Source organism: Vibrio sp. D3 (assembly GCF_043995865.1).
GTDB classification, from domain to species: domain Bacteria; phylum Pseudomonadota; class Gammaproteobacteria; order Enterobacterales; family Vibrionaceae; genus Vibrio; species Vibrio diabolicus.
Window position 1 is genome coordinate 1,778,390 of the sequence record NZ_CP171887.1, and the last position, 12,312, is coordinate 1,790,701.

General features: G+C 44.5%; 16 protein-coding genes. All 16 read right to left on the reverse strand.

Going from position 1 to position 12,312, the window contains the following annotated elements; genetic code table 11:
* Position 1: 1 nt before the first annotated feature.
* The 16 genes from ACHFJ9_RS16105 to ACHFJ9_RS16180 all read right to left on the reverse strand — a co-directional run bounded on the left by ACHFJ9_RS16105 (position 2) and on the right by ACHFJ9_RS16180 (position 11,931).
* Positions 2 to 448, reverse strand: coding sequence for a type III secretion system chaperone (locus ACHFJ9_RS16105; RefSeq protein ID WP_048626459.1), 447 nt, complete (start codon positions 446 to 448; stop codon positions 2 to 4).
* Between the two features lie 264 nt (positions 449 to 712).
* Positions 713 to 1,876 carry a VopS family T3SS effector adenosine monophosphate-protein transferase gene (locus tag ACHFJ9_RS16110; protein WP_301639931.1) on the reverse strand — a complete coding sequence of 388 codons (1,164 nt, stop codon included), beginning with the start codon at positions 1,874 to 1,876 and terminating at the stop codon, positions 713 to 715.
* A 3-nt stretch (positions 1,877 to 1,879) separates the two neighbouring features.
* Positions 1,880 to 2,311, reverse strand: coding sequence for a type III secretion system chaperone (locus ACHFJ9_RS16115; RefSeq protein ID WP_301639929.1), 432 nt, complete (start codon positions 2,309 to 2,311; stop codon positions 1,880 to 1,882).
* Positions 2,312 to 2,496: 185 nt separating this feature from the next.
* Positions 2,497 to 3,135, reverse strand: coding sequence for an HrpE/YscL family type III secretion apparatus protein (locus ACHFJ9_RS16120; RefSeq protein ID WP_301639927.1), 639 nt, complete (start codon positions 3,133 to 3,135; stop codon positions 2,497 to 2,499).
* Positions 3,114 to 3,779 carry a SctK family type III secretion system sorting platform protein VscK gene (gene vscK / locus ACHFJ9_RS16125; protein ID WP_114322286.1) on the reverse strand — a complete coding sequence of 222 codons (666 nt, stop codon included), beginning with the start codon at positions 3,777 to 3,779 and terminating at the stop codon, positions 3,114 to 3,116. Before vscK ends, ACHFJ9_RS16120 begins: the two co-directional genes overlap by 22 nt.
* The gene (gene sctJ / locus ACHFJ9_RS16130; RefSeq protein WP_086012989.1) at positions 3,772 to 4,518 is read right to left on the reverse strand and encodes a type III secretion system inner membrane ring lipoprotein SctJ; all 747 of its coding nucleotides are present in this window, start codon (positions 4,516 to 4,518) and stop codon (positions 3,772 to 3,774) included. Before sctJ ends, vscK begins: the two co-directional genes overlap by 8 nt.
* On the reverse strand, positions 4,518 to 4,862 hold the full coding sequence (gene vscI / locus ACHFJ9_RS16135) for a SctI family type III secretion system inner rod subunit VscI (protein WP_005377202.1): 345 nt from the start codon (positions 4,860 to 4,862) through the stop codon (positions 4,518 to 4,520). The genes sctJ and vscI overlap by 1 nt, the downstream gene beginning before the upstream one ends.
* Before the next feature lie 8 nt (positions 4,863 to 4,870).
* Positions 4,871 to 5,506: a YopR family T3SS polymerization control protein gene (locus ACHFJ9_RS16140; RefSeq protein WP_395192939.1), complete on the reverse strand. Its 636-nt coding sequence runs from the start codon at positions 5,504 to 5,506 to the stop codon at positions 4,871 to 4,873.
* Positions 5,503 to 5,862 carry a YscG family type III secretion system chaperone gene (locus ACHFJ9_RS16145; protein ID WP_167426527.1) on the reverse strand — a complete coding sequence of 120 codons (360 nt, stop codon included), beginning with the start codon at positions 5,860 to 5,862 and terminating at the stop codon, positions 5,503 to 5,505. The genes ACHFJ9_RS16140 and ACHFJ9_RS16145 overlap by 4 nt, the downstream gene beginning before the upstream one ends.
* A 3-nt stretch (positions 5,863 to 5,865) precedes the next feature.
* Positions 5,866 to 6,114, reverse strand: a complete 249-nt coding sequence (sctF, locus tag ACHFJ9_RS16150; RefSeq protein ID WP_005377199.1) for a type III secretion system needle filament subunit SctF — start codon at positions 6,112 to 6,114, stop codon at positions 5,866 to 5,868.
* 18 nt (positions 6,115 to 6,132) lie between these two features.
* Positions 6,133 to 6,336, reverse strand: coding sequence for an EscE/YscE/SsaE family type III secretion system needle protein co-chaperone (locus ACHFJ9_RS16155; protein WP_005377198.1), 204 nt, complete (start codon positions 6,334 to 6,336; stop codon positions 6,133 to 6,135).
* A complete protein-coding gene (sctD, locus tag ACHFJ9_RS16160; protein WP_203342383.1) occupies positions 6,323 to 7,624 on the reverse strand; it encodes a type III secretion system inner membrane ring subunit SctD in 1,302 nt (433 codons plus the stop codon). The genes ACHFJ9_RS16155 and sctD overlap by 14 nt, the downstream gene beginning before the upstream one ends.
* A gap of 5 nt (positions 7,625 to 7,629) precedes the next feature.
* Entirely contained in the window at positions 7,630 to 9,504 is a 1,875-nt protein-coding gene (gene sctC / locus ACHFJ9_RS16165) for a type III secretion system outer membrane ring subunit SctC (RefSeq protein WP_047009833.1), read from the reverse strand.
* Positions 9,501 to 9,929: a YscB family type III secretion system chaperone gene (locus ACHFJ9_RS16170; RefSeq protein WP_074191269.1), complete on the reverse strand. Its 429-nt coding sequence runs from the start codon at positions 9,927 to 9,929 to the stop codon at positions 9,501 to 9,503. Before ACHFJ9_RS16170 ends, sctC begins: the two co-directional genes overlap by 4 nt.
* Before the next feature lie 12 nt (positions 9,930 to 9,941).
* Complete coding sequence (locus tag ACHFJ9_RS16175; protein WP_256899037.1) at positions 9,942 to 10,922, reverse strand: T3SS regulon anti-activator ExsD domain-containing protein; 981 nt, start codon at positions 10,920 to 10,922, stop codon at positions 9,942 to 9,944.
* A 148-nt stretch (positions 10,923 to 11,070) separates the two neighbouring features.
* A complete protein-coding gene (locus ACHFJ9_RS16180) occupies positions 11,071 to 11,931 on the reverse strand; it encodes a helix-turn-helix transcriptional regulator (protein WP_006741517.1) in 861 nt (286 codons plus the stop codon).
* Between the last annotated feature and the right edge of the window lie 381 nt (positions 11,932 to 12,312).

Here is a 12,312-nt window from a genome sequence, read left to right on the forward strand (position 1 = left end):
CTTAAACCTGAATAAATGCGTGTACGTCTGTTTGGCTAAAATCTACAACCGTATTGTTCTGAAATAGCTGAGCCCAAGTATCCACTAGCTCATTCAGTTGAATCATCAAGTTAGCAATATTGGTGAGTTCACTCTCGGCCGCGATGGCAACCTGAAGAACCACATCTTTAGTGGTTGGATTAACGCAAAACTGCACACCGCCGGTTTCTCGATATAAGAAGTTGTATTCAAGTAAAACTTGAAGTTTGTCTAACGTAATATCCTCTTGTTCTATGTGCAGGTTTTTAGAAATCAACAACTCGCCTTTTTCCTCCACGAGCAGAACATCGACACTGTTATTTTCAGCAAAATGCAGTGACCACATTTGATCGTCATACGCTGTCACGCGTTCAAGTTTCAGCACTTCTCCTAGTTCAGAGAGAAGCATATTAATCTTTCCTGTATCCATGTTGTGTCCTGTCTAATTTAACATACCTAAGTAGCCTCGAAATATCTGATGCAGCGAGACGACTTGGGTATAACGGCTTATTTAAATAAGCTCATAAGGATAAGAGCGATTTTATGGCGTGATAGACACAGGAGCTTTATTTAAACGTCTCAATTTTATTGCTATTAGCCGTTTTAGCGAGGTAGAAAAATGAAGAATAAGTTGGATAAAGAAATAAGAAAAGAGCGGCAATCGCCGCTCTAAAATTGGAATAGAAGAGAAAAATTACTTGATGCCGTGAAGGCTGTTCTCTGCGTTCATAGCCAAAGGATTGAATGAGTCGTTACGAAGTTCTGCTATCGCGTATAGCATGCGTCCCATGCGACCGTTTCCATCGGTGAACCCGTGATACCCAATGACTCCTGCAAACAAGTGTTTACCCAGATCTTTATCCGCCACTGGGTTTTCTTTCAAAAATCCTTCAATGTGCTGCTTTAGCATCCCCTCACCGCCAATACTTGAAGGCAAAGTACCACCCGAAATATTTGGCCCTCTGTAGTCACGTTCAACATCAGGTACCAAGCGAGCGTGTAGCTCTTTTAAGTTGTCCATATTCAATAAGTCTTTACCATTAGACGCGTATTCTTTAAGTAAAGACGTAATGTTTTCGGCATCGTTTCCTTTAGAGTTAGAAGCATTAATGATCCACGCCGTAGCTCGTTCGACATTATCGGTGACGCCACTTTTGTTAAACGCGTCCTCTGCCAGTCCTTCAGCGTATACACCTTGGCTTAGATCGGTGCTTGCTAGACCTTCGATATGACGTTGCGCCGATTTAAGATGCATCACCTCCATATCAAACACCGCTTGCATTTGATTGATGCTACCTGCCGGGTTTTTCTGCGCTGCAGATACACCACCGCCATAGTCTTTTACTACACGTCCAGCAAGCGACTTCGCTGCACTTTCTCCAATCAGTGATGTGAGGTTTTTACCAGAATTGGTTTCTAGCATTGATTCTGTCATTGCTCGCTCCGCTAACTGGTTTAGCTCAGCAGAGTGCGATTGGACCGTTTTGCTATCCAATTTTGCGAATGCATTTAATACATCTGATGCGGTTTTTATGTTTCCATCTTTGAAGAACATTTGTCCATGCTCAACAGAAGAAGCAGCTCGTAAACGCTGAGCTTGGCCTTGCTCATTATCAAATACGGCTTTTGTAAGGGCTTTCGCAACCGATCGTGAGCTGCCTTCGCGAAACAATTTTCCTGTCGCTTCAAAAAATCGCGCTACCGCACCATTAGTAGGATTGGTACGAGTAAATTCTTGGGTCGCTGCGTTGATTTGGTATTCTTTGCCACCAATACTCAGCTTGCCTTCGTTTAGTATCTCGTTGCGAGCTTGCGGCATGGCAGCCTGCAATGCGCTAACACTTCCAAAACTGATCATGTTTTAAACCCTTAATGTGGAAAAATGAGTAGTACTCGTTACCGGGACTTCGGTTGTTTTATTGGTTACTTTTTGCGTGTTCGCACTTTTTAACCATTCGATGAAATTCGCTAATGATTCATCAAGAAAAGAAGCAGTTAACAGTTGCTGGTGCAGGTGTATGAAACCGATGTATCCCGTTTCTGCCTCCCAGATTACCGCTGGAGAGCCTTGCGTTAAGGCATCTTTCATATGTTGATGCAAAACATCATCACTCGGCTTATCTCCTGAAATCAGCCCAATAAGTGTCAGGCGATCTTCTTGTGCGCGAATTGTGATTGCTGTGTTTTGGTCAATGAGCAGATGACAACAATCATCCTCATCAAAAACCAGCGACTCCAGTTGGCAGCGGCTGGCAAAATCTGTCAGTAAAGAAGTTATAAATCCATTAGCCATTCGACTAAATAATCCTATTTTTGTTGTTTTAGAGGCGCAGCTTGGTTGCAACACTTATCAACTAAGCAGCTTTCTTGGGTGTATTCTTAAGGATTTATGGCAGTGAATATTTTAGAAATGGTCGGATTTTTTTTGTTTAAAGGCATTAAAATGAAAAAACTCAGCAAGTGCTGAGTTTTTAAGATTTATTCATGAATCGTAATTTTACGCTCACTGAGCTGCTTCACCATCGCTTGCTTTAATGCATGCAACTGTCCATCAATACTGGCGTCGATGATCCCGACTTCAGTTTCCAAAATGCAGCCTCCATTTTTCAAGCGCGCATCTGCTACCACGTCAACGTAACCGACTTCAGGGTAATCACTCAATACACCAGCCACCTTTTCCCTCACATCAACAACCTGCTCTGGATGGACATGTAAAATGACCTGCTTTTGGTTGCTCACCAATTGCAACGCTTCTCGCACGACGCTCACCGTGGTATCGACATCATCGAAGGTATCGATGATCTTACGTACCGCTTCTAACACCACGCCTGTCATTTTTTCTTCGACTTGCTGATAGTAATCATTACAACGCGCTAGGGTTTCAAGCATCGTTTGCGCATTTTCAATCTTGGCTTGTGCGAGACCATCTTGATAACCACGTTGTTTTTCAGTTTCGTAGGCTTGTTGGGCATTAGCAATGATGCTTTCAGCTTTGGAGTTCGCGGCTTCAACTAAGTGTTGCGAATCAAGATAACTGGCATAATCTTTCGCTTTCAGCACCTTTAAGCCAGGTGCCAGCTGCAAGTTGTCTGTTTTTATTTCAACAAATGAAACCATTGGGGAATAACCTGTTTTGCGATTTTTTTTGTGAGTCGATACGCTAGATCTCGCTGATCTTTTGCCAACCAGCTAGCCATTTCCGTACTCTCGCTGAGCTGCTGTTCTAGTTTGAATTGCCAACGCAGGACAATGTCTTCTGGCGAGTTAACTAAAACAAACCTTATCCAGGAGTATCCAAGCGCTTGCATTTTTGCTTCAACAGACCGCTCATCCAATGATTCTGGCAACGGATGTTGCCAACCTTGCGGCCAACTGGATAACAACATCGGCCCGTTTTGAATCAAGAACCGAGCGCCTTCCAATCCAAAGACGTTGTTCAGAACCTGTTTCGGATGTTTTAAAACAACGCCTCGCATTGCCACACAATGTAAAGCTCCGCCCACCATCAATACGAGTTGATTCAACGCATCCGCTGGGAGCAACGCCAAGCTATGGCAAGGTTTGTTAAAAGCCGTCTCTGGAACTGGAGATAACGCCCACTCATTTATGCACCATTGGTTAAACATGGGGTTATCTCTCCAACCTTCAATATTTAATAACCAAGGCTGTTTCTGTTCTATCCAACTTTTATGGATGTATTGGCAAGGCGCGTAGTTAAATTGATGTTGTACCTGCGCGAGTGGTGTTTCTGGTTTAACCACGCTTTGTGTTCCTGCGGCACCAAGTAAAAGTAGCGATATTTGAACCGATAAGCGCAGCTACCAAGAACACCAAAATGGCGATAAGATTATTCGCCGTCTCTTTGGTGACCTGAACCGACAAAATGCTTTTAAATTGATTGTTTTGAGTAGCAACTCGTACCTCTGATGAGGGTACCATCACTACGCTGATTCGATCGTAATTCAACCCCTCAATACTGTTGTTCACCAATAGTTTGATCTGTGGAACATACGAGTCAAGCGCAATATCCGCCGCGTGTTTAATAAACACAGAGGCAGATGCAGGAGTTGGACGCTCTCCTGGACGTAGATCTTGATCTTCCAAAACAACATGAACACGTGCCACCAGCACGCCATCAATCTGAGATAAGGTTGAAGAAAGTTCTTGAGATTTCGCGTACACCAAACGTGCTCGTTCTGCTAATGGCGACGAGATCAAATCGTCTTTGGGAAACACCTCTTTCAATGTAGAAAACTGCTCTCTTGGATACCCTTTTCGCTTCAGCGCGTCTACCGCGAAGGCGATTTGAGAACTGTCTACCATTAACTTGACGGTGTTGTCTTTGTCAGGTTCTTTTGTTGCAACGACACCTTCGGATAGTAAGATCGACAACATCTCATTCCCCTCTTTCTGAGTTACGTTGGTGTACAGCTCGGTCTGACAACCCACCAGAAACAACGTGAGCATGATGAAAACCGCTCTCATTTTATTCATCATCACTATTGTGCCTTCAATAAGGTTTCTACGTTTTGTGTGGTTTTACCCACGGTTTTCGCGATCAGCTCTTCTTGAAAAGTAATGCGCGTCAGTGCCCACTGCATTTGCAGTAATTGCGCCGGATCATCACCCACCATCTTCATGTTGTCTTGCAGGTTACTTTTCGCGTTATCGATAGTATTTTTTAACTCGCTGATGTTTTCGAGCAAACCGCCCTCCAAGCCATTATTCGCCTCGGGAACCGACATGGCTTGTTCGAAACGTTCACTTAAACCGTCCTCGACTTGTGCATCCTGCAACTTATCAATGTTGGTTTGCATCACCTCGGTGTACTGCGTGTTTATCATATGTACTCCTAAGACAAATCTAACTTGTGACTATGAGTCACGATGTTTTTCACCATCGCATTTTTTTGGATCATGAAGCTAAGCTCATCACGAACCATGTCCAGTGTTGATGCCATATCAGGTAACGACTTCAACTCAGCCCAGCTGTGCCACAAGGCTTGTTCTTTCTGGGCACCCAGTGGAAAATGCTGCGCCAACATTTCTTTAAGTGCTGCTTTATCAGCAGGAGGTTCGGCAATAAGCTGGCCCGAAAAATTCCCTAGTAACTCCTGCTTCAACACCTTTAACAAATCAGATTGTGGCTGTTCGTTGCCTTTTGCACTCTTCGCCTCATGAAAGGCGTACCACATTGCCTCTCGTTTAACTTGAGGATCGGAGAAGGCTTCATTCAACGACGATAAGACGCTTTGTTTACTGACAACGTCTGCCTCTTTTAGTGATTCATACCACGCTTTGATGCCCGCCAGTTTCGCTTCTGTTTTCTCTAACGTCTCTTTTGAAGAGGCGTGTGAGGCTTCCGCTTGCTTAGCATTACGCTCCATGAGCACATTCATCTTATCTTCATCGCTCCGCTCATAATGGCGCGACTCCGATTGGCGCAGTGGTTGAGGCTGAAGAGTTAGATTACTTGAATCAACGATCATCCAAGGTTCCTAATGTCCTGAGAAAAGCTTGCAGCAAATGCTTGGCTTTCTTCGCTTCCCTGTGATGCGAGTTCTACCCAACTTTCCGCTTTGCTCAATAAACCAGCTTTGGCGGAAGCAAGGGCCGCTAAACTGATCAGATCTGGATAGGCGTTGCAAAGTGGTTCGAGCAATTGATGAGCCTCTTCGTACAAGCCTTTATTCATGAGGCTCATTGCACGAATCATCACCACGGTCTCTTCAGAACCGGAGCTTGCTTCTAGGCCGTCCGCAATCGTGTTAGCTTCTTGATGACGATGCATACCTGTTGCCATCAGCGCGATTTCAGCCAGCAGTTGGCGCGTTTCTCGTTCCATGCTTTACACCTTCTGGAGAATCGACTGCATCACATCTTTAATCGCACGAGTGGTGGTCGCATTGATATTGTAAACAACAGACCATTTGTTGATCGCGTGCTGAAGCTCGGCAAGCTTTGATGGATCATCGGCATTGGTTTCTAGGTTCTTGATGGCTGCCGTCACTTCTGTGTTGGCATCTTTCGCTTGTTGTTCTAACTTAGCTTTAACATCATCAAGGTTTACACTGTTACTAGCATCGTAAAATGACATAAGACTTCCTCGTATTTTTTAGTTAGCTTCGTATGATTCAACGACCGCATGGGCGGCTGTGTAAGCTTCATACTGTTTGAGTAGCAATTGGTACTGCTGTGGTGAGCACCCTAAATCCAACTGACGTTTCACCACCGCTTGTGCTTCTAAGAGCTTGCTCTTAATCTTGTGCACTTCCGCACCGTTTGTGTCGTTATTTAAAATTTGTTCAAGATTTGTCATTGTTCGTCTCGCCTTCATATCCGAGTTCTATTGTTATCACCCGCCCGCCTTTAACCAACTCAATACCAGCAGGTGTAACACTGGATATTCGGTAGCCCTGAGGCGTTCTTGCACCGACCATATAGCGAACGTTATCGGTCAGAATCACATATGGAACCTGGCCAAAGTTAACGCTACGAAACGGGAAATCGATGTTGGTGCCTTTACTCACCTTAGGTATGGATTTCAAAACTAAATATGGTTTTTCACCATATTGTTCTCGGAAGTCTCGAGTCACACCGTAAAATCGAGTCGTTTCGATATCATCAAGTTCCCCACGTACTTCGATGCGATCACCGCTGGTAACCAACTGGACTTTTTTCAGTAGCTCCGCATCCGTCAATAAGGCTTTTAGCGTATCCATGTAGGCACCCGCTCTTTGCAGTTCAACCTTCCACGCTACTAGGCCCGGTACGTCTCGCTCTAAAATTTGCTCAACTTGGTTCCAGCGGCTGGCATCATCGATATAACCCGTCAGTAACAGTGTGCCCGTCTCATCCCCATTTTCGACTTTCACCTGGTGATAGCCGAGGTTTCGCAAAATAAATCGAACCCCGCGACGGATTTCTTCCATCGTTCTTAAGTCACTTTTGTAATTGATACCTAGTACATCAATTCGACCAAGCAGATCGAGTTTCTGAGTTCGATCTTCAACATAGCCTTCCAAAACCGCTTGGCGTGCGGCGGCATTCCATTCCACACGAACGTCGCTAAGTTTGAGCTCGCCTAAGATGTTGCGCACCAAAACAATGGGTTCTGCTTCTGTGACAGTCTCATTATTGTTTCCGTTAGTTTGGCTGTACCACATACCAGCAAAAATGACACTCGGGACAAAACTACAAAGCAAGGCGATGAGCGTTGTTTTTTTCCAGCTAGAGCGTTGTACAGCAACAACAGGTGTATCCTGTTCGCTAGATTCGTCGCTGACGTTACTCACGATTAACGCATCTTCTGCGTACCCCAGTGCGAACTTCACAACGCCTACAGAGACAACGGCATGGCGTGACAACTCGATCCCATCATCTTCAACAGAGATGTTTTCACCGTTAATATTTGCCTCTTTGCAGCCTCGTAAAATGACCGAGTCTTGCTGGCAAGCCAACGTGAAATGGTTAGCTTCGACCCCAGCATCAGACAGCACAAGATCTGCGATAAAATCGTCACTACCAAGCACAAGAGCACCCTCAGGTAAGGTGACTTCAACTCCGGAATGCACGCCTGATAAAATACGAATTTTCCATTGCTGCATCGCGGTTAAGGCTCCTCTGATGGACGCACACACTCACTTTGTGAGTCATCGCATTCCAATACTTTTACACGCCAACCCTTTTGCCCTGTCGGCAATTGGCACTGCGTCAATTGAGACGACTGTTGCTGTGACAATAAGTCTTGCTGATAGCGCTCTGCTTGAGTCTTTGATGTGCAGCTATACACTTCGACGACCGATTTAAATTCAGCACTGTTGTTGGAAATGTTGTTGAGCTTGCCAATGCTTGGTCGCAGATCGTACTCATTACCAATCAACACACTATCGCCAATACCATCCACAACGATTCGCGGTTCTAGAATAAACATGCGCACCGTGCGGCGTTTAGTGTTGGTATTACTTCTAAACAACGCACCTAAATATGGGATGTCTCCCAACAGTGGTACTTTACGTAACTGATGACTCACTTCATCTCGGTACACACCACCGATGAGCAAGCTCTGTCCTTGCTTCACCGTCGCCAAGGTACTGATTTCAGTTTTACGCACGGAAGGAAGGTCGTCGACACCACCATCGGTAATCTTTGCCCCGTCTTCGAGATGAAGGCTCAGATTGATTTCTGGTCGGGCAGCAAACCTGTCACCAACGATACGCGGGACAATTCTCAGTAACGTGCCATACGTGACCTCTTCCAGTGCTGCGGTCTCTTTACCAACCAGCTTGACGTAAAACGTGCTGCTGTTGTTCAGTACCGCTTCGACATTTTCTTGGGTTAACAGTGTTGGTCTTGAAACCACTTGAGCACTGCCTTGAGATTCCAATAAACGGATTTGAGCCAACAGGTAATTCAGATTGGTTGAATCAAGCAAAGACTTAAAATTTTGTCCGCTGCCGAGAGTCACATCACCCGAACTCACATCCCCTGTTGTTTTGATATCAACAATTCGATTATTTCCGACAGACACTCCCGCTCGCCAATCCACGCCTAACTGACTTAAATCGTTGGCACTGATGTCGACAATCGATAACGCAACTTCAATTCTTGATTGCGGTTGGTCCAATTGAGCAACCAGTTTGCGATAGAGCGGTAATCGCGCTTGAGTATCACGAACAATAATCGCATTAAGGCCCGGCTCTGCTTCAACCGTTGCTCCGCCATGAACTGAGGCGGTTTTATTGCTTTTTACAGGCTTATCTGAACTGGTAACTTCTTTGTTCGACGCACTCGTCACTTGAGTTTGAACACCAGACACGACTCGCTTTAAAACCGATGCGATACCCGGAACCGTAATGGTCTGATCTCGATATGCAATTTCTCTATCCGTTGCAGAAGCGTACTTCAAAGGAATTATTTCAACGAATAACTCGTCGGTTGAATTCGATTTCTGCAGCAGGCGCGTTTCTAATGCTTCGGCCGTTTGTACAACTAAGTCGACATAACGTGGAGGACCTGCAAGATAAACCAACCCTTTACTTTCAGCGGCTCTCCACCCATAGCGCGAATCCCACACTCCAGTGGAAATTAACGTGCTTCGTAGCTCTCTGGCGGTCAATAATTCTAATTGGAGTAAACGTGAGCGCGTTTCTGTCGCCTTATAGACATGTAAGACGGCACCATCGAAATACCACATCAAGTTATAGACTTGCGATAAGTAGTCGAGGAACTCAGCCGGATCATCAGGAGTAAAACGTCCACTCACTCGATCATTAACTTTGTCACTCACAGAAACCGAAACGCGATAGTTTGCGCCAAAGTTATTCAACAACTCTTTTAATGAGTCGTTATCTGCATAGTATCGGAATGGTTGTTCGGGCCAGTGTAAGTCTGTTGCTTGTGCGAATCCCAACGGAGCAAAGCTCACAGCACACAACAGTATCTTTGTGGCAGCACGTCTGATGTTCGGAAAGACTTTTCGCATCATGGCAACCACACATTATGATTAATCGTGTGGTTCACGCGCTCTTGCTCCAATAATGCCATATAACGCTCACATAGATTAACGTGCTTGGAAAGCAAAGAAGAGAACAGCTCAATCGAACAGTCCTCGATCCTCACTTTGCTTTGTAAAATCAGCTGCTGATCATCATTCGCTGTTAGTACGCAGCCATCTTCACGGATTGTTTTTAATGAGAGCTGCATGCAACGTTGCAACGCTTGTTCTTGTTGATAATCTAGATGCTCTTTAAACTGGAAAGGTAAAGCCGCTTCCCATAAAAACCATGATGCGTGTTGTTTGATGGTCAGTGACAACTGATCAACCTCGATGTTGTAAGAGCCATTTTCTGAGGCAATAAAATCCCCTACCTTTAGCGTTTCCGCTAAAGATTTCATCATCTTATCTAACATTTAACGCCCTATTTAAATCTGGCTGAGGTGATTGCAAGCCTGGCCGCACTGGCCGCTTTGAGTGTCAAAATAGTAGTGATCGATGTCGCCAACAATTTGCATGCTCTTGAACCACTGCCATACTTTCGCAACCGCATTTTGGTCGTTGTAAACCACATCGCATGCATCCCAGACTTCGTTCAGCTCAGGAGCTTCAAGTCGAACTTCCGAACACCACTTTTTCCACTCAGAGATAAACTGAGCAGTCGTAGAAGTGTACTCTGCGAACCCTTTAAGCTCGTCTAGGGACGGTTGCCACTTCTCAATTAACGAACGATGACATTCAATCACTTGCATCTGTTGTTCGCTCAACGTCCCAAGTTGATCTTTCAACTGGTGTTGTTGGCGCTCAATTAAATCGAGTTGCTGTTGTACAAACACCGCACTGGTGTCCTCTCCCGATAGTTTCGACCAATATTCCTTTTGAATATCGAGCTGATTGATAAGCTGTTCCACTTTAATGGAGGCATGCAAAGCGCTTTGGTCAACTTGACGGTTAATCCACTCGTTTAGCGATAAATGAAAACAAAGCATCAACGTTTTTGGCACCGCTAAATTGAAGCGAAAACCAAGACGCGCGTTGATGTATTCCAGTCTTTGTTCAAAGGTCACGAGTGTGCGGCTATCACTGAGCTGCGACCCAATTTCCAAAAATAAACGCATGGCGAATCGGTCAAGCGACGCACCGAGCTTTTGATACGTTTTCACCAACTGGCTTGCGCACAAGCTATCGACGACGCTTCTATCCAACAAGCGCTGAAGTAAAGATAACTGTTCATAATTAATGACGCCTTCACTCAACAATTGTCGGTGATTGACGTGCACAACATTGAAATCCAGCGTTGATCTAGAAGCACTTTCATATCGAGCTCCTCTCTGCAAAACTGTCACTTTCCGTTGTGTCACAATGCTGTCTGGAAAAAGCGAACGGCGTCGCCAATGCTGCTTTTTCATTTATGTTCGTCTCCGCACCCCTCTCGAACGATCCAGAAAGAAAGAGGTGTAATAATTTTTAATCGTTCGTTGTTACATGACGCATAATAGAATTTACGCTGATGAGTGACTTTCAAAATTAGTCAGAAAATTTTAGTCCCAAGTCATTTCATTTCGCGATAGCTACTTGATCGTCTCCCGAACGTACACGGCTTGGCGTCGTTCCAAAACGACGGCGGTAACTCTGCGTAAAGTAAGACTGACTAGAAAACCCAGCCTCCATCGCCACATCCACGATGCTCATCTTGCTCGTCAACAGGAGTTTATGAGCGTGCAACAATCGGCGCTCACTGATCCAAGCTCTTGGAGAAATGCCATAGTGCTCATTAAATAGCTCTTTAAAAGTCGTTAAGCTAGCACCAAACTCTTGCGCATAGTCAGTCAACTTCCACTCTTTGAGGTAGTGTTGTTCCATAAATCGACGTAACCGTTCCGATGTTCGGTTCGTTTGTTGTGACAGCAACGCATAGAGTGATTCTCCCCCTTTGCCGTGCAGCAAAAGAATGAGTAACTCTTCATATTTTAGGCACATGATCGCATCTGGATACGCCTGTTGCTCAAGCGTCTGCATGCTGGAAAGCACTTGCTCTACGAGTATGTTCAAACCAAAAGTAAACAAGCCAGAACAAACTTTATCTACCTTGGGCAGCATCATCAAAAGATCACTGTGCTTCTGTAATAGCTGGCTAACGAGTTCATTGTCGTAGGTTATAATCGACGCTTTGTATGCCCCGTCTAAGGGCGAATACTCGAATAAGTAATCCCCTTGGGATAGAAACACCCCGTTTTCTGCCGCGACATCGATTGTGCAATCACCTGTTTGAACTCGAAGCTGACCATTGTGAACGACAACAATGTGAGATTGGTCTGAGTGAAATACTTCATCAGATTTTTCATAGCGGGAAAAACTACGAATTTTTCGCGAGCTCGAGCCGACCTTTTCTGTGTTTAGTTGGCCTGACACATCCATTTTCTACCCTTCATTATTTTGAGTTTCTCAGTACGAGTGTTGAGAAACTTTCAAAGCAATACTTTGATTGTTGTTATTTCTAAGTACTGCTATATCAATTAAAGAAGCAAAGAAAAGAGCATAGAAGTTCATATCACTTACCATACCCCCCGAATAATTAGCGAATATCCTAAGCATTACCCTTACCTAAAGGTAAAAGTTTATCTTAGTAAACTCTGCTGTCCGTCTTTATTATTTTTATCAGATAGCGTTTATTATTAGCCAAAACTTAAATATCATTTCGTTATTAAAGTTTAGGATTTTTGTTATACATTAGAATAAAATTAAATAGATTATGGTATCGTTTATCGAACAAACTGAAATTTCCAAAATCTTAAAATT